Source organism: Paenibacillus sp. SJS-P3, assembly GCF_056711585.1.
Genome location: NZ_CM160043.1, coordinates 2,876,632 through 2,896,691 on the forward strand (window position 1 = coordinate 2,876,632; position 20,060 = coordinate 2,896,691).

The following is a 20,060-nucleotide window of genomic DNA, read 5'->3' on the forward strand; positions in this document are numbered from 1 at the left end:
TCCCCGTCAGCCGGCATCAGGATGCCGGCAAGTAATCGTTCGTGAACGCCTTGGACAGATCCGGCAAGGTATCGAGCAGCTTGTGCTCATGCATCCATTCGGCATAGTTCGTCCAGACTTCCGCCTTCTGCTCGCCCCAGCGCGGAGCGTCATCCTGATATTTGGGGCTCAGCCATTTCTGGCTGGCGCGCACCAGCTCCGGATTGAGGTCCGGAACGGCCTTGATCAGGATGTCCGCGGCGGCGTCGGGCTCGGAGATCGCGTAGGCGTAACCCTCGGAAGCTCCGGCCATGAACGCCTTCACCACATCGGGGCTGTCCTGGATCAGCTTCTCGCTCGTTTCCAGCACCGGCGTGTAGTAATCCAGCTTTTTGCTGTAGTCGGTCAAGTACACCATGTTCAGCTTCTCCCCGCGCAGCTCCGCCTCTACCCCTGTCCAGGCGTAATAGATCCAGGCGAAGTCGATATTCCGCTTCACGGCGGTGAAGAAGTCCGCGTTGCCCATGTTGACGATCTTGACCTTGCCGACATCGGCGCCCTGCTCCTGCATGAGCGAGGAGATGATCTCCTGCTCGACCGGGGCTCCCCAGCCGCCGTAGGTTTTGCCCTCGAATGCTTTCGGGTCCTTGATGCCTTTGGCCTCAGGCGAAGCAAAGCCGGAAGTGTTGTGCTGGATGACGGCAGCCAGCGACACGAGCGGCAAGCCCTCGCTGCGGGCGAGCGTGATGTTCTCCTGGTAGCCGACGCCGAACTCAGCCTCTCCCTTGGCGACCAGCGTATCGGCGGCCGTCCCCTCCGGCGGCTGCACGATCTCGACGTCGAGGCCGTGGTTCAGGAAAAAGCCTTTGTCCCGAGCGACATACAGGCCGGTATGATTCGTGTTCGGCGTCCAGTCGAGGACGACCTTCACTTTCTTGACCGGTGCGGCCGTGGCGCCGACTCCCGCGCTGCCGGAAGGCGCCGGCGTCGCCGTGCCGCTGCTCCCGTCATTCCCGCTGCCGGCTCCGTTCCCGTTGCCGCAGCCTGTCAGCAGCGTCGCCAGAACAAGCGCGGCCAGCCCCGCTTTTTTGCCCATCTTGCTTGAAATGCCCATGTTGCTTCCCCTTCTTTCTCTCGCAGCCGTGAGCCCGGCCGGGCCTTGTCCGGAGCGCCAGCGCCAGCATGAGAGGGACAATAAAAAAAGACGCCTCCCAAGGAAGACGTCTTCGTCACGTGAATCCCGTTGCGCCCGAGGGCGGCAAAAGGCTCGGCTGACATGCGGTTCCTACGCTGGCATTATCCAGATCAGGTTTAACGGGTCGGGATGCTTCTCCCCTCTCAGCCGGCGTACGCCAGCTCCCCAGGCTCATTCGGTTGTCAATAGAGCCATTATAGCAGAGGAGCCTTTTATTGCAACCTTCCGTGTCGAAATTTGCGGGCGCGGCATCATGTAGAGCCGGCTTCCGGACTTTCCGAGCCTGAAGACGGCCGCCGCTTGGCGCCAGAGTCGGCCGGGCTTCGCCAGCTTTGTTTTGTTCGCCGTCTCCGCTGCCAGAGCCTTGACTCTCCTCCCGCTGTCCTTTTTGGCTGCCGCCGGCTTGCGAGCCTTGATCGGCGCCTGCCTATCCGTCCTGGTTTCCAGCCTTTTCGGCGCTCCCATCGGCGCCTGCCTGTCCGTCCCCCGGCTGTCCGCCTCGGCCCGTCTCGGCGCCGCCGGCTGCCTTTCCGGCACCGCTTTGGCTGCCGCCGCCGCTCTGACCGCCGGCCCCGCGGCCCTTGGCCTGGCCGCCGGCTCCCGCCTTTTCGCCGCCTTGCCCCGCTTGCCGCTGCGCTTTCTTTTTGACCCAGCCGATCCCCATGACAAGCATGAGCAGCGGAAGCGCGATCTGGTAATAGGGACTGAATTTCAGATAGACGGTCATGCCGGCCCATAAATGCTGCGACAAGGCAGGCTCCAGGAGGCTCGCCGTGAATATGAGCGGAGCCATGACGAGGGCGCCGGCCCGATAGGGAACTCCCCAGGCTGTCTGCAAAGCGATGACCGAACCGAAAAACAGTCCGGTCGCCTTGACGTACAGCCCGATGTACAGCAGCAGCGTCACGAGAATATCGAGCCTCTCGAGAAAGTTGAACAGCCGGATCTGCTCCACCGCCTCCAGCGTCGGAAGCTCGGCGAGCCGGTACAGCTCCGGACCGAGCACCATGATCAGCACCATGTTGACCGCGATCAGGAACAGCGAGACGCCGGCATAGGCGCCATAGGACGCGGCGCCCGTGGACGGAGACCGCCTCGCGTAGTTCCAGAACATCATCAGCACGATGACCTGTCCGAACGGAAACGACAGGATATCGGGAAACGCCGCATGCAGGACAGGTCCGAAGCCGTTCTCCAGCACGGGCCGCAGACGGTTGAAGTCGAGCAGGCCTGCCGCCAAAAACAACCCCAAAAGGGAAATGTAGCTTACGGCCAGCACCGGAATCAGCACTTGGTTGACCCGGAAGAAAGCCTCGACCCCCTGCTTGGCGGTGTAATAGACGATTCCCGTCAAGACCAGCATCGTGCACCACATCGGCGTCTGCGGCAGCAAGGTGGCGGAGATCAGCTCCCCGAAGTCGCGCACGTTGCGCATCGATTCCAGGGCGAAGACGACAGCCAGCGCCGCGCCGAGCAAGCCGCCGAGCAGCTTGCCGAAATGCAGCTTGTACAGCCCGACCAGATTCGTGTCGGGGGCCCGGTTGTAGAGCGCGCGGTAGACGAGCAGCAGGCAGAAGCCCGCGGCGGCAGCGATGCTGATCGCAATCCAGGAATCCTGTCCCGCCTCGGATCCGAGCTCGTACATCGGCGTGCTGCCGATGGTGAACAGCACGAGGAAGACGGCGATCTGCCCCGCGCTTACGCTTGCTTCCTTGGCTTTCATGCCCTCACTTCCTCTCCCGGCTGTCCTCGCTCGCCTGCTCGTAGGAACGGTTGCTCCGGCCTGTCTTGATCAGTCCGACATCGACCCCGATTTCGGCTTTCATCTCGGGGTAGAGCCTGCTGTTCCACTCCGAAGCGATTCCTTTCCATGTACGCGGGTACTTCCGCCGCACCGCTTCTCCGATGCCGGCCACATCCGCCTTCAGTCTCTGGGAAGCTTTGAGTCCGTCCTCGATGTCGGATCGGACCTGCTGCCCAAGAATCCGCTCGATGCCGGCAACCGCAGCCGGGTCATGAAGATTTCCACCGCATGTATACTCGAACAAGGTTGCGTCCGCCTCCACATTCGCCTGAAGCAGCCAGCCGTCTCCGCTCCTCGCAGGCTTCATCTTCGTCTTGAGCCCGGTGATCCTGGCGCTGTTGACCTTGGGCCCTCCCTCGCGGCACGGAAAGGAAATCGTCGTCCCGGACACTTCGCTGCGCAGCCAGAGCAGGCCCCGGCTCTCATTCGTGCGGATCCAGCCGATCATATGGTCGTCCCGGAACAAGGCCAGCTTCTGCAGCCTCACCTTCGAAGGCGTCGACGTGTTCTTGTTCGCGTCCACATTGCGCACGCCTTCGCCCGATCCGCTGATCGCGATGCCGGGGGCGGCCGAAGCGTGAAGGGGGCCCAGCAGCTGCAGCAGCATCGAATAGACGGTCTGGGGCCGGAAGTTGCCCCCGCTCTCTTTTTCCAGCGCGATCAGCTTCGTCAAGGCGTTGCCCGATATTCTCTCCATCGGAAGCAGCTGCTCCAGGATGGGCCGGGCTTCGCCATCGGTCACGAACACCATGACCGTCTCCCGGGAATTGCCGTTGCGGAGATAGACGTCCAGCAAGCCGCCGATGCCCTTGCGGGCGGCACGCTCGCCGATGACGACGACTTGGTTGTGCCCGAAGTAGAGGCTTCGGGACATTTCCTGCGTCGCCCGGGCTACGGCGCCCCGTACGCTCTCTCCTTCCGTAGAGAAGACGTTGACCGGAGATTCCGTCGTGCTGGCAAAGCCGTTCTGGGAGGAAATGGCGCTTGGAATGACCAGCTGATAGCTGATTTTCCATTTCCCCTCCTCGGTGACGTCGATACCGGTCGCCGCGATGATGCCGAGCTCGTTGAGCTCCTTCCGGTCCCAGCAGCCCGCAAGCGGAAGGAACACCAGCGCCGCCGCCAGCAGCAGCGCCCAACGGCCGAAGATGCCCCGGCTCATGAATGCTGGCGCTTGGGCTTGCCTCCGGGCTGCCTGCGCCTGCCTCCCTTCTGCGCGATGACCGGCCGTCTGACGAGGCTCCAGCGCGGCGCCCGGACGAACGTATCCTTCCATTCGCCCTTGACATACGGAGCGACCGGCTTGAGGTAAGGCACGCCGAAGGAATACAGGCCGGCGAGGTGGATGATGACGAACAGATCGACCGAGATGATGCCGACAAAACCGAGAATTCCCGCGCTGATCATGAGCAGGAAGCGGATCAGCCGCGCGGCGATGGCGATGTTGATCTGCGGCACGACGAAGTTGGAGATCGCCGTGAAGGCGACGATGATGACCATCGCCGCGGACACGAGCCCCGCCTGCACGGCGGCCTGTGCCGAGCACGAGCGCTCCTACGATGGAGATCGCCGGTCCGATGGCGCGCGGCATGCGCGCCCCCGCCTCGCGCAGCACCTCGAAGGTCAGCTCCATCAGGAATGCTTCCACCAAGGCCGGGAACGGGACGCCCTCGCGCTGCGCGGACAAGCCGATGAGCAGATTGCTCGGAAGCATCTCCTGATGGAAGGTCGTGATGGCGATGTAGAGAGCCGGCAGATGCATGGATATGAAAAAGGCCGCGATCCGGATCAGCCGCAGGAAGCTGGCGATGTCGAAGCGCTGATAATGATCCTCCGGCGACTGGAAGAAGCGGAAGAACGTCACCGGACCGAGCAGCACATAAGGGCTGCCGTCGACCACGACAGCGAAATGCCCCTCCAGCAGCCCGGCCGCCGCCTGGTCGGGACGCTCCGTATTGAGCACGGTCGGAAACGGCGTGAACGTGGAGTCCTGGATGAATTCCTCGATGTAGCCGCTGTCCAGGACGCTGTCGATATCGATGTCATCCAGGCGCCTGCGCGCTTCCTGCACGATGCCGGAATCCATGATGCCGCTCATGTACAGCAGCGACACCTCCGTGCATGTCTCCCGCCCGATGCGCCGCGACTCCACCGTCAGCCGCTCCGAGCGGATGATTCTGCGGATGAGTCCGATATTCGTCTGGGCCGACTCCGTGAACGCATGCTGGGGTCCCCGGATGACCGTCTGGGCCGTCGGTTCGCCGACATGGCGGGTTTCCCCGCCCGCCGCCTCCGCCGCCACGGCTTCGCCGCTGCCATCGACGAGCAGCAGGCAGCAGCCGAGCAGCAGCGCGTCGAGCGCCCCTTCCAGCGTCCGCACCGGCTCTGTCAGGCCGGTGGAGATTGCGTTCAAGCGCAGCTGCTCGATGCGCTCCTTGAGCCGGCCTCTCCCCTTGACGCTGCCGGGCTCCGCTTCCTCCGCCGCCTGCAGCGGCTCAAGGACGTTCTTGCTGATCCCTTCCTCGTCTACGATCCCCTGCAAATACAGCACCGCCAGCTGGACGCCGGGCAGAGCCCCGCTGGACAGCAGCCGCAGCCGCAGGTCTCCGCTGTGATGGAACTGCATGCGGATCGCATGGGCGTTGGCGGCCAGCGACGGGCTCAGCGCGGTGGCCGTCCTCCTCCTTCCGAGAGGAGGGGGCTTCGCTGCGCCGCCGTTGCCGCCGTTTCCGCTGTTGGCTCTTCCTTTGCCGCCGTTGCTGCCGCTGGCGCCCCCGTGGCTTTGGCTGCCGCTTGCGCTGTTTTCCGCCGAGCCGTTTCCGCTTTGGGCTGCAGACAAAACAAACCCCTCCCTTATCCAGAATGACCTTATTCTGGGCATGGGAGAGGTTTTTTATCCAGCTTATGTTAATCGTCCCGGCAGCGTCGCCCTTCAGGGATGAGCTGAATCGCATTTCCTTGCCTGGATGACTCCGCCGTCGCCAAGAGGGCGGCAAGCGTGCGTATATTGTCCGCGCCTGAGATTTTCGGCTCCCGCTGCTCTCGGATGGAAGCTGCGAATTCAACCAGGACGCCATGAATGCTTTCCAGCTCTTGCGCTTGAGATTCTATCTTGTTCTTCGTGCGGCCGTCTCAATATAGACGCCATAGCCATCGCCCAGATCATCCAGATGAACCGATCCGCCCTCGAACTGGAATCTCCATACGCCTTCCCATGGCGTCGCAGCGCCTTTCGCCAACAGGCTCCCCAGGTAGAAGACGTTTACGCCTGATTCCGTTTGGTAAACGGCATGCACATGCGGATCTCCTGCATAGCCGCTGCCGGGGGTATTCCACGTCTTTCCTGTCACTGCGCGATATCGGAATCCAATAGAAACCGAATCATATCGACATGATGGACGCTCATCTCCAGCAGAACGTAATTGTCCATCGTCTTCTGATAAGGCTTGCCCTGATGCTCATAAAAGAACTCCGATTGAACAAACGACAATCTCCCCAGATTCGCGCTCTGCAAGGCTTTCTTCAAGGCGATCACGGTCGCAAAATAACGGTAGTTCTGATTGATCATCACATTCAGCTTGTTGCGGGCTGCCAGCTCATTCAGTTCTTCCGCTTCCTCCAGGACAGCACGAACGGCTTTTCGATCAGCACATGGAGCTTATGCTCCAATGCGGACCTGGCTATGGCATAATGCACCGGAGAGAAGGCGGAGATGAACACGGCATCCGCGTCCGCTTCGCGAAACGCCTGCTCGTGTCCGTGTAGCATAAGCTTTCCGGCAGATCATTTTTCCGCGCGTATTCGATCACGGCGCTGCGATTGATATCCACCAGCCCTGCGCAAGCAAAATCTTTGGACGGCAGGACAAAATGCTTCCCCACCCCCTGGCCATGATTGCCCAGACCGACTTGGATCAGTTTCAAACGCATTCCCTGTTCCCCCTCCGAAATTCCTTCTCAACCCTCATCCGGCCTTTCCCGGTATAAGTAGCCTAACCGACAGCCTGGAGCAAGAATGCCGTACATATAAACAGCCGTCATCTCCTCCGTTACAAGGAGCGAATGCTCTTCGCCCTTTCTGGTCAGCACGAGATCCCCGGGACCGATTGCGTATTCATCCCCCTCGGTCGTGCAGATCCCTCTGCCGCTGACAATGATCCAATATTCATTGCAGTCATGGTAATGCAACGGAACCTCTTGTCCGACTTTCAGTCGATTGATTCCGTAATGGTTGATCTCGCTCCAATCCGGAAATAAGGTTAACTCCTGCGCCTGCTCCTTGCGAATGACCGGCATTTGAAAACCTCCTGCAGCTGGGATATCGGTTCAACCTATCCAATATAGCTCAAACAAGGCATGTACCGTGGAGATAGAAGGCGGAAGCTCGTCAAGTCCTACCTCGCCTGCAGGGCCGATACGGATACGCCAATAATCGCTCGCAGCCCTTCCAGCATCATCGCCTGCGGCATGAAGGGAACCGAAGGCTGCAGCGCGGCCATCTCCGCCGAGGCGGGGAAATGCACGAAGCCGGCCAAGACCGGCAGCTCGAGGCTGCGGATGTGATGGAGCACCCGGTACATCGTGTTGTTGCATATGTAGGTTCCGGCTGTATTGGAAATTTCGCAGGGGATGCCGAGCTCCGCCAGACGCTGCGTCATGGCGCGGACCGGCAGCGTGGAGAACAGTCCGTCCGGTCCCTCCTCGGCAATCGGCTCGTCGGACGGCCGGGCGCCCCGGTTGTCGCCATGCGAACGGACCGGGACATCCTTGACGTTCACCGCGATCCGCTCCGGCGTGATCGCCGTCCGGCCCTTGGCCAGTCCGCATGCGATGACGGCGTCAGGCTTGAACTTGTCCATCTCCTCGATGAGCCGGTCGGCGCATTCGTCGAAATGAACCGGAAGCAGCACGGCGCGGAGCTCCACGCCCTCGAGTCGCTCCTCCTTCAGCTTCTCCATCAGCCAGCCGGTCGGATTGACGTCATCGCCTCCGAACGGCTCGAAGCCGGATACCAGCACCTTGACCATATGTCCTCACTCTCCTTGTCTTTCCATAGTAAAACAAGCGGGCTGCGCAGGGAACCCGCTCGACCTTTATTCATAGCCGCCCTTGCGCGCATGCCCGATATGCGGCGCTCTTTGGCAGCTAATTCTTTATCCAGCGTTCCACATGATCTTCTACAAAGCGAATTTCGCTCTCATAGTGCGCCAAGTGTCCCTCATCGACCATTTTTTGAAAGGCCGGATTCCCTTCGGCGGCACCGGTCTTCAGCGTATCGCATAGTGCTGTCAGGCGTTGAATGATCCACCTCGGCAAATCATCGGGTACAGGCATTCCATAGGATTCGAAAAACAACCGAATTCTTCGGCGGCGTTCTTCCGCATGCAGATCGGATCGGTATGCCGTCGTAGCGGCCGAAGAAAGGTCCGGCGCGAAACTCGCAAGCGGAACCGATGTGTAAAGGGTATACGCAATATCCCACATGCGCGGACCAGGACCTGCCATATCAAAATCAATCAGCGCTGCTGGCGCCCCATGTTGAAAGACCACATTGTACAACGCAGCATCATTGTGGCAGATCACTTCGTGCTCGCGAGCCTCTGCATAGCTGAGCTGCCATCGGTCCTCCGGATGGAATGGGAAGCCTTGGGCAGCATCATGGCAGCTGCGCAGAAGGCGTGCCACACCCGCAAGCGCTTCGTCCGACCACATGTACGGTTGAAGGTCGGGATAGTCGTTTCCTGGAACCTCTCCAGAAATAAAGGTCAATATTTCACGGCCGGAGGGATCGATTCCCCTAAATCTTGGCGCTCCCTCGAATCCTTGCTGCTCCAAATGTCTTAGAAGTCGATGAACGGAAGGACTCCAATAACCTGTAGGGCGACGAACTGTGTTCGCCATGCGGACAATGTGATTGATATTGCCGCCTTTTAAGACTTCCTCGTCTTGAGCCACGACGCTTCACCTCCCGCTTTTCACCAAGCAAATGTATTGCGGCTGGCTTCATGATACACTAAATTCCAATGGTTATGATATCGGCCTGATGAAAGAGCAAACGGATGGGGCCGGGTGTCGATGCCGCGATTGATTCTGTCGGCGGAATTCATTCAACGAACAAAAACGGTCGTTCATCGGAAACGAACAAGCAATTCGAATCGTTTTCTTCCGCGGGAAGAACAAGTGCGGATTTTGCAAGAGAGCCATCTTGACTCTTATACAAATCAGCCCAACAGCAAGGAGCCGTCTGCCTTAGGCAAACGGCTCCTTGCTCGTATTTTCATTTGCGCGCCTGATTCGGCTTCACTTGGGCGCTCCGCCCTTCAGCAGCTCGCCGATCTCCGTTGTATAACGGGACAGCTGCCAGCTGATCTCCGAGCGCATGACCTCCCGCGTCATGCCGAAGTGCTCCTCGTAGCCCCGGCAATAATAGCGGTGGTACACGACCGAGTTCGACTGCTCCTCCGCGAGGATGCGGATGTTGCGCGCCTTGAGCTCCCGGCGCAGGGCGTACAGGTCGTGCATGATCCGGTCCAGCACCCGGTGGCCCGCCATCCCGTACAGGCGCCGCATCAGATTGGATGAGTTCTCGAGCTCGGACAGGCTCTTCTGGACCATCTTCTCCATATGGGGCAGCAAGATATAGTCCCGGATCATGACGCGCTCCTCCGCCGTCGTCACCTTGGCCTCCCGGGCCGTATGCTGCCCGTCGTACTGCTCCACATGCTCCGTCAGCAGCATCTTGGACTTCCAGCGCTCGTTGCCGTCCAGCTTGCTCATTTGTAATGCCCCCCAATTTGTTCGGCCCGCTCGCGGGCCACGCCGGATTCCAGCAGCGAGGAAGCCCGCATGATGGCATCGGACCCGAACCGCTGCTTGATCCGGTCGATCGTCTTCTCCTTGCTGTACGCCCGGGTACGGTCCTCGAACAGCGTCAGCTGCATGACGCTGTCATCCGTCAGCCCGGAGAGGGAGATGTTCATCCGGCCGACCGGCAGGCCGCTCCAATGCCGGACGAACAGCTCCCGCACCGCCGCGGCGACCTCATGCGTCAGCGAGGTCGGCTGGGGCAGCGTAAGCTGGCGGCTGAACCAGGACGAGCGCTCGCCGTCCGTCTCCATGGCGGCGACCGAGACGACCGAGCCCATGCAGCCATGCCGCCTCGTGCGCTGGCATACCTCCACGACGAGCTCCAGCAGCACGACCTCGATGTCCGGCAGATGGCGGTACAGCCGCCAGCGCAGCGCCTTGCCGTGGCTGACCGACTTGAGCTGATGGCGGATGCCGGTGACGACCGGGCTGGGATCGATCCCTCTCGCCGTCTGCCAATAATAGCCTGCCTGGATGTCGCTCTGCTTGCCCATCTCCAGCCGCATCCGCCGCTTGAACTCCGAGAAGTCCAGCCGCGCGATGTCCCCGATCGTATTCAGCCCCATCCGCGTGAAGTGCCGCGTCATCCGCGAGGCCACCATGAACATCTGGTGCACGGGCAGCGTCCACAGCGTCGACTCCAGCTTGCCGGGGTTCAGCTCGAAGACGCCCTCCGGGCTTTTCTTGGCGTAATTGTCCGTCGCCATCTTGGCGAGAATCTTGGTGGGACCGATGCCGACCCTCGACCAGATGCCCGTGGACAGCTGGATATGGTTCTGGATATTGCGCGCCATCTCGTCCGGCGAGCCGTAGTAGCCTGCCGAGCCGGTGACGTCGAGGAACTGCTCGTCGATGCTGTAAGGCTCCACGAGATCGGTGTACGTCTCGAATATCTTCGTGATGAACAAGGACACTTCGATGTACATGGCCATCCGGGGCCGGATGACGACCAGCTCCGGGCAATGGGCCAGCGCCTCGCCGACCCGCGAGGCCGTCGTCACGCCGCGGGCCTTGGCCATCGGACAGGCGGCCAGCACGATGCCGTTCATCCGGGACGGGTCGCCCACGGCAACCGGCTTGTCGTGATATTCGGGATGCGCCGCCTTCTCTACTGAAGCATAGAACGACTGGCAATCTGCCAGCATGATCACTCTCTCCACCGGGCACCTCCTGTTCTGCGGGAGCGGGCTCGCGGAGACTTTCCCTCTCCCTGTTGTCGAATGTATGTTCGTATATCACTCTAGACGTATTATATACCGAATGTATGTTCCCTATGCAAGGAGAAAAATCATCCAGCTGCCGAAGCCGCGCGGCGGCTGGGAGGACGACGTCCGGCGGCCTTGGGAGGCGGAGGCTCCCGGCCGTTCCAGCCTCGCGCTTCCGCTTGCCGGAATCGCGGCCTCTCCCTTGTTTGGAAGGCGGATCCGGATGGTATTTTATGTGAGAAGCCGGATGTCCGCTTGCCTGTCGAGGCCGGTCTCCGGCGCAACCAGAATGATCAAGGAGAGATGACGATGCTGCGGGAAGCGGTCTATCACCGGCCCAAGCTGAATTGGGCCTATGCGTATGACAGGGAAACAGTGCATCTGCGCCTGCGCACGAAGCGCGGCGACATCGACCGGGTGCAGGCGGTAGCCGGCGACAAGTACGGATGGGAGCAGACCGTAACGGATATCGAGCTGCGCATATTCGCCAGCGACGCCATGTTCGATTACTGGGAAGCGGCGGTCATCCCCGCGTTCCGCCGCCTCCGCTACGCGTTCAGGCTCTATTCCGGCGGTCAGACGCTCTATATGACCGAAGCAGGATTCGTCGAGGAGCTTCCCGACAATCCGCCGGCGCTGTTCGAGTTCCCCTATTTGAACCCCGCGGATGTGTTCGAGCCCCCCGCCTGGGTGAAGGACGCGGTGTTCTACCAGATCTTCCCCGAACGGTTCGCGAACGGCGACCCGTCCCTCAACCCGGAAGGAACGCTGCCCTGGGGAGGGGAGCCTACCGAGGAAAGCTTTTTCGGAGGAGACCTTCAGGGAGTGATGGACCGTCTGGACCATCTGACGGAGCTCGGCGTGAACGCGATTTATTTCACGCCGGTGTTCGAAGCCGAGACCAATCATAAATACGACACGCAGGATTACATGCGGGTCGACCGCCACTTCGGCACCAACGCCAAGCTGAAGGAGCTCGTGGACCTCTGCCATGAGCGAGGGATACGCGTGCTGCTGGACGCCGTCTTCAACCACTGCGGGCAATCGTTCGCGCCGTTCGCGGACGCGCTGGAGAACGGAGAACGCTCCCGTTATGCCGGGTGGTTCCACAGGCGTCCATGGCCGAGCGGCAGCGGCGGGCTCTCTCCTTACGAGACCTACGCTTTCGAGCCGCTCATGCCCAAGCTGAACACGGCCCATCCCGAGGTCAAGAAGTACCTGCTGGAGGTCGCGCGGTACTGGATCGAGGAGATCGGCATCGACGGCTGGCGCCTGGACGTGGCCAACGAGGTCGATCACCAGTTCTGGCGCGAATTCCGCCTGACCGTTAAGGAGGCCAGACCCGATGCGTACATTCTCGGCGAAATCTGGCATGATTCCATGATGTGGCTGCAGGGCGACCAGTTCGACGCCGTCATGAACTACCCGTTTTCCAGCGCCGTGCTGGAATTCTTCGCCCAGGAGGACATCGGGGCTGGCGAATTCGCCGATGCGATCGGCCGCCAGCTGGCCGCCTATCCGCGCCAGGCGACCGAGGCGGCGTTCAATCTGCTCGGCAGCCACGACACGCCGCGCCTGCTGACGATATGCGGCGGCAGCGTCTCCAGGATGAAGCTGGCCGCCCTTTTCCTGCTCGCTTATCCCGGCGCTCCATGCATCTACTACGGCGACGAGGTCGGCCTCGACGGCGATGGAGATCCCGGCTGCCGCAAATGCATGGAATGGGATGCCGGCCGGCAAAACGCGGACCTGCTCGCCTTTTACAAGGCCGCCATCGCCCTGCGCCGCTCCTCTCCCGCGCTGCGGAGCGCCGGACTCCGCTTCCTGCAGGCGGATCCGGGAGAAGGCGCGCTCGCCTACGAGCGCACGGGCGGCGGACAGCGCCTGCTCATCGCGATGAACGCCCGCGGCGAGACGGCGAGCCTGCGGTTCGGCGCGGCGCCTCCGCACGGCAGCGATGCCGCTCAGCCCCTCTCCTTCCGCGGGTTCGGCGAGGAGGGCGAATCCGCGTCTACGAGCCTTTCGCCCGGACAAGCCGTCCGGCCTGAAGCCGCCTCGCCGGCGCTCCCGGCAGCTCCGTCGAGGACCGATTCCGCCGGGCGGAGTCCCGCTTGGAGGACGCTCCTCTCCAGCTTCGAGGAACGCGGTTCCGTCCGGACGGAAGCCGACGGCCTGCTTGCTGTCGAGCTTCCGCCCTATGGCTTTGTCGTCCTCGAGGCAGCGGAGGCCGGTTGAGGAGCGGGCTTCTCCCCGGCTCCGGCGCGGCCGGATGCCGCGGGCATCGATTCCAATGGCGCCGGCAAGGAGCTCGGCGCCATCGAGCGCGCCGGCCATCCGGAGTACAAGAACAAAGCCATCCTCCCGATTGACGGGGAGGAGCGCACCGACGGAAAATAAAATCAAAAAAGATCGCCATCCCTTCCGAAGAAGGAATGGCGATCTTTTCCACTTTTCGGCCAGGCTGCCGAGGAAAGCCTCCAGCGTGCCCTCCGAGACGCTCCGCCTGCCCATGACCCCGGCCTCTTCGGAGCTGCAGGCCAAGCTGGAGCCGCATGTCTGATTCCTGCTTTCACTTCTTCCGGAACTACCGGCGCCCCTCTTCTCCGCCGCAATCGATCACGGTGCTGTACGGATCAGGCTGCTCCGCGCTCCGGAAGGGGACCTTGCGGCCGCCCCAGCGGGTGTTCAGAATGACGAGATGCAGCATGACGAGCCCGATGAAGAAATGATAGGCGTTGGCATAGATCGTATTGGTGTAAATATTCAAAGCTCCGAATTCCGGAATCAAATCCAGATGAGCGGTCTTGCGGCGGATATAAGCCGCGTCGAGCAGGAGCAGGACGATCAGCGCCAATCCTGCCAGCGCATTTTGCGCGGACCGGCCCCGGGTCGCCGCGGCGCTGCCGCGCAGGAGCCGGGCGGTCTGCAGCAGCAGCAAAGGATAGAACAAGAGGACGAAGAAGAGCGGAATCAAGCCCGGATTGCCGTTGCCCGACAGGCCTCTGCCCGGCTCCAGCCTCAATGTGAAGAGATGAACGAACACGACGGCTGCCAGCGCAAGCACGAATACGATTCCGGTCCAAGCCGCTCTTGCTTTCACAGCATCCCCTCCCGCCCTATCATGCCATAAATTTTTCCAGGCGGGTAGACTGCGCATGCCTTCTGCTCCCGCGCCGCTGCCACTGGACTGTACTCAGCCTTCCGGCAATGCGATCATCGCCTTCCGTCTCAGCCAGGAACATAAAACAGGCCCGAGGCGCTCCATAGAGCGAACGGGCCTGTTACGAATATTACTTTCGCCATCCGCCGATCCGAGCCTGGATCCCCCGCAAGGGCTGCTTGGCCTTTGCCGGCGATCAGGCTTTTTCAGTCAAATACTGCAGCGCTTCTTCATAGGAGGACCAATGCGTTTCGGTCGAATGCTGCGATTCCGCAGCCGCGCGGCGCAGCTGAAGCTCGGTGATCTTGCTGGCGACGACGACAGCCGCCGCGCTCAGGCCCGCGGCCTTGATATCGCGTTGATGCTCCACCAGCCGCTCCCTCGCCGCCGGAGTAAACGCCTTCATCTCCCGCATGTCGACGACAAGGCTGAAATCGTCCATGCCCTCGTCCTTCACCATTTGCAGCAGCTCCGAATTGATGGCGTCGACTTCGCCGGGAGCGACGCTGCCGTCCCAGACGAGTTCCAGAATGCGCTTGGCCTTGTGAATGATTTTGACGGAACTCATGATCCATCCACCTCTTGAATGAATTTAATCTACCGACTTCTTTATTAACGGAAGATCCGGCTCAAATTCTTAGGTCTTTTTGCCTATAGAATTAAAAAAAAAACGAAAGCCGCCTTCCCGAGGAAAGGCGGCTTCTCGTCATCCATTCAACTCCATGCCATCGTGATCCGGACGCCGGACGGACGGCCGGGATGCCGCAGAAGCAGCGTGGACGATGCCGAATCGAATACGGTCTCCACGGAGAGCTCATCGGCGGTTCCGGCCGCATCCAGGCCGGATAATCCGGCTGCCGAGCCGGACGCTTCCCCGGATGCTCCGGCGGCAGCCGGCTCAGCCGATACCCGGGCGGGCCTGGCAGGGACCCGCAGCCTTGTGCTCACCAAGATGCCGGCAGGCGACTCCGACACATAGGAGAAGCCGGAGCCCTCCCGGCGTTCGTCCCGGATGCGCGACGAGCTGACGAGCAGTGCCGCCGCGGAGCCGCCGGCCTCGCCGGCATCACGGCCTGCTCCCTCCGGCGCAGAGCCCGCAGCAGCTTCCGGGGAGATCTTCTCTCCGGAGCTTGCTCCGGCATAGCTCAGGTCATAGAGCAGGCAGTCCTCGCCCGGCGCCAGCTCGACCCGCTGCAGAACGGGCAGATCGGCTTCGAACAGATCGATGAAGCAGCCTTGAAGCACCGTCTGCGCGCCCTTCTTCTCCGTCGCCGAGGCGGCAGCCGCTCCATCCGCTTCCGCTTCGTCCAGCGCATGCGCGATCACATACGGGCCGCGCTGGATGCGCAGAACGCCGCTTTCCCTGTACTCATCCGCTTCTCCGCGCAGCTCCAGCGCGCGCCGGATAGAGGCGAGCACCTTCTCTGCCCCTTCCGGGGAACGGGACAGCTCGGCGGGATGGCGGTTCAGATGCAGTACCGCTCCATCCCCGACGGCATGCTCGCCTTCCTCCGGGTTTCGTCCGAGCCCCATCGATTCGAACAGATGCTCCTCCGGACGCTGATATACCCGGCTGCCTGCGCCGCGGTTCCACCATTCGCTGACGCCGTGATAGGGATCCGAGCCGTCGCCGACGTAGATCAGCACGCCGCCCTCGCGAACCCACTGGCCAAGCGCCTGATGGATGCCGGGATGCTCCGGCTTCATGAACTCGTAGCTGAGCAGCAGCACGCGATAGCCCTCCAGATAACCGGGGAAGGTCAGCATGTTGTCCAGCTGGACAGGGCGAAGAGGAATGCCCTTCTTCACCGGCGGCAGCGCCAGCCCGTAGAACGCCGACCAGTCGAGCAGCTCCTGCTGCCGCTCCGTCAGGCCGCCTGCCGCTGCGGTGCCGTCATAGTTGAACCCCTCTTCTTCTTCCCCCTCCGCCAGAACGTCTCCGCGCTGGTACATGGCCGAGTTGGCGAGGCAAAGCCCGATGCCGCCCGGCCGCGCAGCCTCTCCGCCGGCAGCCCCGGAAACTTCCTCATGGTTATGCATGTCGCGCAGCATATTCATGACCGTCAGCAGAACGGTGGCGTACCCGCCGGGAATCGTCTCCTTGCCCTTCCCGTCCTCGGTCGGGTAGGGAAGCTCGAACACCCGCCAAGGCCAAGGACAGACCTCGTACCGGCTGACCCCGGGATGCAGCAGCGATGCGGCTACCGTCGCCCGGTAATTGCGGCGGTAGTCGCTCCAGCTGTAGCGCGGGTTGTCCTCGATCGGATCATGCAGGAACCACATCTCCCGTCCCGTCCCGCGCGTAAGCTCCTGCATGATGCCGTACTCCAGGTACGCCGTCTCGAACGTCCGCTCGCGGCGGACTCCCTTGTAGACGTTGGCCGTGCGCGCCGTTCCGGTCCAGATCTGGGCGATGAAGCCGTCGCAGGCCGGCATCGAAACGAGCAGCGCCTCGGGGCTGACGATCCGCCACTGCGTGTAGTTGATCAGGCTGTGCGTCGGCACGTAGAACCGGACCCTTCGTCCATAGGCGACGAGGGAGTATTCCTTCATTTCGCTGCAGATCCGGTCGAGAGCGCGGTAATACATCGCCGCCTTCAGCTTGGAGGCCCGGTATTGGGCATCCGGCGAGGAATGCGGCTCCTGCCACTGCGTTCCGTAATAGTTCAGCCACTCCCGCTTGAACGCCTCCTCGTAGCCCGCCTGCGCCCAGAACTCCGGCTCCTCCAGATGGATCGCCTCGACGCCGCAGTCGATCGCCTTCTTGATATGCGCGGCCAGGTAATCGGCGAACGAGATCGTCGGCACCATGTACGGCACATCCTTGCCATGCAGCAGATGGCCGCCGGAGCGCTCCGTCTGCGCTTCATCCCAATGCTCCCGGCCGTCGAAGCGGCCGTACAGATAATCCTGGTACTCTCCCCAAGAGACGCCGGTCATGAGATGGATGCTGTAGCCGGCTTTCTTCCACCCTTCGATTCGCCTCGGCAGATCCTCCGAGATGCCGTACACCATGACGAAATCGGTACGCAGATCGTACTTCGGCCCGTAGGGACGGGATTCCTGGAATCCCGTCCATTCCTGCCTTTCCTGCCCGTTCCGGTTCAAATTCGTCCGTCCCCTTTCCAGCTGCGGTTTCATGCTCGCCCGCAGCCTTTCCCGTACGGCTCCGGCTTCCCCGCATCCTTGCGGACTCAGGGTCAGTTCGGCATTCCCAGCGTGACGACTTCCTTGCCCTTCAGGTTGTCGTTCACGTACTTGATTGCATCCGGATACCCGGTCTTGTTCATCTGGTCGCGCAGCGCGCCGATGACCTTGAGCGCCGCATCGTCGGACTTGGCGAAGATCGCTTCCTTCCATACGTCCCCGATCTTATCCATGGACGGCTTGAGCGCCTCCCACTGCGGCGACTTGGCCATGACATCGCCGGGGTTGTAGGCCGAGATGACCGAGATGCCGTTCGGGCGCAGAATCTTGCGCGCGTTGTCCATCTTGGCGATCCGGTCCTGATCTGCCCAGATGTCGCCTCCAAGAGAATTCAAGCGGTCCTGGCCGGTCATATCCTCATAGCCGATGCTGAAGCCTTCGTTCTTCTTGGCCTTGCCCGTCGTATCGCTCGCGAACTTGTCGAAGAACTCCTTTTTGGCGACGGGCTTGCCGTCCACCATATCGTAATGGACGCCCTCAACGCCGTAGCGGACCAGCTTGAAGCCTTCGTCCGACGCGAGGAAATCGAGCAGCTTCAGCGCGGCGTCCACGTTTTTGCATGCCTTCGTGATGACGGTCACGTTGTTGCCCTGGATGCCGAGATCGACCGGCCGGTCCGGCTCGGCGCCGGCGCGCTCCAGCGGGCCTACCGGCACGTAGTCGCTTCCCGGATGCGATTTCACATAATCCTTGGAAGCATCGATGATCGCCGGCAGATGCGCGGCCAGGACGGCGATGCGGCCCTGCTTGATCTTCTCCTGCGCGATCGGGTCGGTCTGCGTGAACGTCTCCGGATCGAGCAGCCCTTCCGAGATGAGCTTGCGGTAGTAAAGCGTGTAATCCTCGTAGGGCTTGGTGAAGAAGACATGCTCAAGCGTGCCGTCGCCCTTGTCGACGTAGTCGGAACCGTAGAACATCGTATTGCCGATGCCGACGGCCCAGCCGTTGGAGAAGCCGCCAAGCGGGAAGACCGGCATGCCGCTCTCCTTCAGTCCCGCGTCCTTGATCTTTTTGAGGAAATTGTACATGTCGTCTTTCGTCTTGACCGACTGAGGATCGATTCCGATCTTCTCCGCGATGTCCTTGCGCACATAGAAGCCGTAGAGCCAATCCATGGCGTCCTTGTCCGTGGACGGCTGGTTCTGGTACATCATGAACTTTTTGTCGCCGAACGCCCCGATCGCCTTGTCGTAGAGAGCCGGGGGCACGTTTTCCTTGGCGATCGCCTTGGCGAGGTTCGGGTACTGGTCCAGCTTGCCGGAGATGTCGACGAGCTGATCCTCCTTGGCCGCCTTGATGATTCCGTCCAGCTCTCCGCCCCAGGCCGGTCCCGTGTAGATGTCCGGCAGATCCTGCGTCGCGAAGATCTGGTTCACCTTCTCGACCTCGCTGCCCTTGGTGTAATCCATCTGCACCTTGACGCCGGTCTTCTCCTCGATCGCCTTGGCGACAGGAGTCAAGTCTACATCCCCGGCGCCGGAGCCGTTCCAGTTGTGCAAAATCTTCAGCGTCACTTCCTTGCCCGTGCCGCCGTCCCCGCCGCCATTTCCCGCTCCCGCATCGTTGCCTCCGCCGTTGCTGCAGCCGATGAGCGTGCCGCCCATCATCGCCGCGGCGAGCAGCGCCGCCGCAGCCTTGGTCCGCTTGTTCCTCATGGTAACCCCTCCGATATTCGTAAGTGGTATATGATAAAGTCCCTTCGCAGCCGCCGGCCGAAAGCCCGCCGACGACCGCAGGACGTTTACCCTAGCCTTTGACCGAGCCCATCATGACGCCCTTGACGAAGTATTTCTGCAGGAACGGATAGATGCACAGGATCGGAAACACAGTGATGACCAGCAGCGCCATCCGCAGCGATTCCGGCGTCGCTCCCGCCACGTTGACGTTCATCGTCTGGCCGCCCTGCTGGGCCGCCCGCTGCATGGAGGATGACAGCGCTTCCGCTTCGGTGAGCATCTGCTGAAGCAGCGTCTGGACGGGAATGAGGCTCTTGTCGGAGACGTAGTAAGCCCCGCTGAACCAGTCGTTCCAGTGGGAGACGCCGATGAAGAGCGAGATCGTCGCCAGCACCGGCCCCGACAGAGGGAGAATGATCCTCAGGAAAATCTGGAAATCGCCGTAGCCGTCGATGCGGGCCGATTCCTCCAGCTCCTCCGGAATTCCTTGCAGGAACGTGCGGATGATGACGATGTGGAAGAAGCTGAACAGCATCGGAATGACATAAACCCAGAAGCTGTTGATGAGATGAAGCTTCTGGAGCGTGATGAAGTAGGGAATGAAGCCCGCGCTGAAGATGGTCGGCAGGAAAATATAGAAGGTGAAGAACGTCCGGCCGGGCAGCGTCTTCTTGGACAGCGCGTAGGCCATCAGCGTGCACAGCGTCACATGCAGGAACGTGCCGAGCAGCGTCCGCAGCAGCGTGATCTTGTAGGCCTGCCAGATCTTGGCGTTGTCGAAGATCTGCGCGTAGTTGTCGAGCGTGAACTGGCGGGGGTAGAAGTAGAGCGCCCCCATCATGGAATCTTTGCCGTCGTTCAGCGAGTAGACGAGGATATAGATGAACGGGTAGATCATCGACAGCCCGAACAGCGTCAGGACGGTGTAATTGAACACGCTGAAGAGGGAGAATTTGCGCCTTCCCATG

The 20,060-nt window shown here is 61.5% G+C and carries 17 protein-coding genes and 1 riboswitch; of the genes, 1 reads left to right on the top strand and 16 read right to left on the bottom strand.

Features of this window, described 5'->3' with window-relative positions:
* Positions 1-16: 16 nt before the first annotated feature.
* From AC06G8_RS13290 to AC06G8_RS13340, 11 genes are all read right to left on the bottom strand, one after another.
* Entirely contained in the window at positions 17-1,093 is a 1,077-nt protein-coding gene (locus AC06G8_RS13290; protein ID WP_447661236.1) for an ABC transporter substrate-binding protein, read from the bottom strand.
* Between the two features lie 150 nt (positions 1,094-1,243).
* Positions 1,244-1,352: riboswitch (TPP riboswitch) on the bottom strand.
* A 249-nt stretch (positions 1,353-1,601) separates the two neighbouring features.
* Positions 1,602-2,897 (bottom strand): GerAB/ArcD/ProY family transporter, encoded by a 1,296-nt coding sequence (locus tag AC06G8_RS13295; RefSeq protein WP_447661237.1) that lies wholly within the window; start codon positions 2,895-2,897, stop codon positions 1,602-1,604.
* Positions 2,898-2,901: 4 nt separating this feature from the next.
* Complete coding sequence (locus AC06G8_RS13300) at positions 2,902-5,817, bottom strand: Ger(x)C family spore germination protein (RefSeq protein WP_480283063.1); 2,916 nt, start codon at positions 5,815-5,817, stop codon at positions 2,902-2,904.
* A gap of 268 nt (positions 5,818-6,085) precedes the next feature.
* Positions 6,086-6,274 carry a hypothetical protein gene (locus AC06G8_RS13305; protein WP_447661240.1) on the bottom strand — a complete coding sequence of 63 codons (189 nt, stop codon included), beginning with the start codon at positions 6,272-6,274 and terminating at the stop codon, positions 6,086-6,088.
* A gap of 50 nt (positions 6,275-6,324) precedes the next feature.
* Complete coding sequence (locus AC06G8_RS13310; protein ID WP_447661241.1) at positions 6,325-6,546, bottom strand: Gfo/Idh/MocA family protein; 222 nt, start codon at positions 6,544-6,546, stop codon at positions 6,325-6,327.
* A gap of 32 nt (positions 6,547-6,578) precedes the next feature.
* Entirely contained in the window at positions 6,579-6,746 is a 168-nt protein-coding gene (locus AC06G8_RS13315) for a Gfo/Idh/MocA family oxidoreductase (RefSeq protein ID WP_447661242.1), read from the bottom strand.
* A 188-nt stretch (positions 6,747-6,934) separates the two neighbouring features.
* Positions 6,935-7,273, bottom strand: coding sequence for a cupin domain-containing protein (locus AC06G8_RS13320; protein ID WP_447661243.1), 339 nt, complete (start codon positions 7,271-7,273; stop codon positions 6,935-6,937).
* Positions 7,274-7,371: 98 nt separating this feature from the next.
* Positions 7,372-8,004 carry a pyroglutamyl-peptidase I gene (locus AC06G8_RS13325; protein ID WP_447661244.1) on the bottom strand — a complete coding sequence of 211 codons (633 nt, stop codon included), beginning with the start codon at positions 8,002-8,004 and terminating at the stop codon, positions 7,372-7,374.
* Between the two features lie 118 nt (positions 8,005-8,122).
* The gene (locus AC06G8_RS13330; protein ID WP_447661245.1) at positions 8,123-8,932 is read right to left on the bottom strand and encodes a phosphotransferase enzyme family protein; all 810 of its coding nucleotides are present in this window, start codon (positions 8,930-8,932) and stop codon (positions 8,123-8,125) included.
* A gap of 345 nt (positions 8,933-9,277) precedes the next feature.
* Positions 9,278-9,754, bottom strand: coding sequence for a YhjD family protein (locus AC06G8_RS13335; RefSeq protein ID WP_447661246.1), 477 nt, complete (start codon positions 9,752-9,754; stop codon positions 9,278-9,280).
* Positions 9,751-11,004: a DNA polymerase IV gene (locus AC06G8_RS13340; RefSeq protein WP_447661247.1), complete on the bottom strand. Its 1,254-nt coding sequence runs from the start codon at positions 11,002-11,004 to the stop codon at positions 9,751-9,753. Before AC06G8_RS13340 ends, AC06G8_RS13335 begins: the two co-directional genes overlap by 4 nt.
* Before the next feature lie 354 nt (positions 11,005-11,358).
* On the opposite strand from AC06G8_RS13340, the gene AC06G8_RS13345 reads away from it, so the two are divergent.
* Positions 11,359-13,284 carry a glycoside hydrolase family 13 protein gene (locus AC06G8_RS13345; protein ID WP_447661248.1) on the top strand — a complete coding sequence of 642 codons (1,926 nt, stop codon included), beginning with the start codon at positions 11,359-11,361 and terminating at the stop codon, positions 13,282-13,284.
* A gap of 349 nt (positions 13,285-13,633) precedes the next feature.
* On the opposite strand, the gene AC06G8_RS13350 is transcribed toward AC06G8_RS13345, so the two are convergent.
* The 5 genes from AC06G8_RS13350 to AC06G8_RS13370 all read right to left on the bottom strand — a co-directional run bounded on the left by AC06G8_RS13350 (position 13,634) and on the right by AC06G8_RS13370 (position 20,059).
* On the bottom strand, positions 13,634-14,149 hold the full coding sequence (locus tag AC06G8_RS13350) for a hypothetical protein (protein WP_447661249.1): 516 nt from the start codon (positions 14,147-14,149) through the stop codon (positions 13,634-13,636).
* Between the two features lie 256 nt (positions 14,150-14,405).
* Positions 14,406-14,777, bottom strand: coding sequence for a hypothetical protein (locus AC06G8_RS13355; protein ID WP_447661250.1), 372 nt, complete (start codon positions 14,775-14,777; stop codon positions 14,406-14,408).
* Positions 14,778-14,923: 146 nt separating this feature from the next.
* A complete protein-coding gene (locus AC06G8_RS13360) occupies positions 14,924-17,350 on the bottom strand; it encodes a hypothetical protein (protein WP_447661251.1) in 2,427 nt (808 codons plus the stop codon).
* Positions 17,351-17,409: 59 nt separating this feature from the next.
* Positions 17,410-19,071, bottom strand: a complete 1,662-nt coding sequence (locus AC06G8_RS13365) for an extracellular solute-binding protein (protein ID WP_447661252.1) — start codon at positions 19,069-19,071, stop codon at positions 17,410-17,412.
* Positions 19,072-19,162: 91 nt separating this feature from the next.
* On the bottom strand, positions 19,163-20,059 hold the full coding sequence (locus tag AC06G8_RS13370) for a carbohydrate ABC transporter permease (RefSeq protein WP_076355171.1): 897 nt from the start codon (positions 20,057-20,059) through the stop codon (positions 19,163-19,165).
* Position 20,060 lies beyond the last annotated feature (1 nt).

Bases quoted from the DNA above. Each gene is read 5' to 3' on its own strand.
- AC06G8_RS13290 (WP_447661236.1), bottom strand. From the start codon at position 1,093: ATGGGCATTTCAAGCAAGATGGGCAAAAAAGCGGGGCTGGCCGCGCTT.
- AC06G8_RS13295 (WP_447661237.1), bottom strand. From the start codon at position 2,897: ATGAAAGCCAAGGAAGCAAGCGTAAGCGCGGGGCAGATCGCCGTCTTC.
- AC06G8_RS13310 (WP_447661241.1), bottom strand. From the start codon at position 6,546: ATGATCAATCAGAACTACCGTTATTTTGCGACCGTGATCGCCTTGAAG.
- AC06G8_RS13315 (WP_447661242.1), bottom strand. From the start codon at position 6,746: ATGCTACACGGACACGAGCAGGCGTTTCGCGAAGCGGACGCGGATGCC.
- AC06G8_RS13320 (WP_447661243.1), bottom strand. From the start codon at position 7,273: ATGCCGGTCATTCGCAAGGAGCAGGCGCAGGAGTTAACCTTATTTCCG.
- AC06G8_RS13325 (WP_447661244.1), bottom strand. From the start codon at position 8,004: ATGGTCAAGGTGCTGGTATCCGGCTTCGAGCCGTTCGGAGGCGATGAC.
- AC06G8_RS13335 (WP_447661246.1), bottom strand. From the start codon at position 9,754: ATGAGCAAGCTGGACGGCAACGAGCGCTGGAAGTCCAAGATGCTGCTG.
- AC06G8_RS13345 (WP_447661248.1), top strand. From the start codon at position 11,359: ATGCTGCGGGAAGCGGTCTATCACCGGCCCAAGCTGAATTGGGCCTAT.
- AC06G8_RS13355 (WP_447661250.1), bottom strand. From the start codon at position 14,777: ATGAGTTCCGTCAAAATCATTCACAAGGCCAAGCGCATTCTGGAACTC.
- AC06G8_RS13360 (WP_447661251.1), bottom strand. From the start codon at position 17,350: ATGAAACCGCAGCTGGAAAGGGGACGGACGAATTTGAACCGGAACGGG.
- AC06G8_RS13365 (WP_447661252.1), bottom strand. From the start codon at position 19,071: ATGAGGAACAAGCGGACCAAGGCTGCGGCGGCGCTGCTCGCCGCGGCG.
- AC06G8_RS13370 (WP_076355171.1), bottom strand. From the start codon at position 20,059: ATGGGAAGGCGCAAATTCTCCCTCTTCAGCGTGTTCAATTACACCGTC.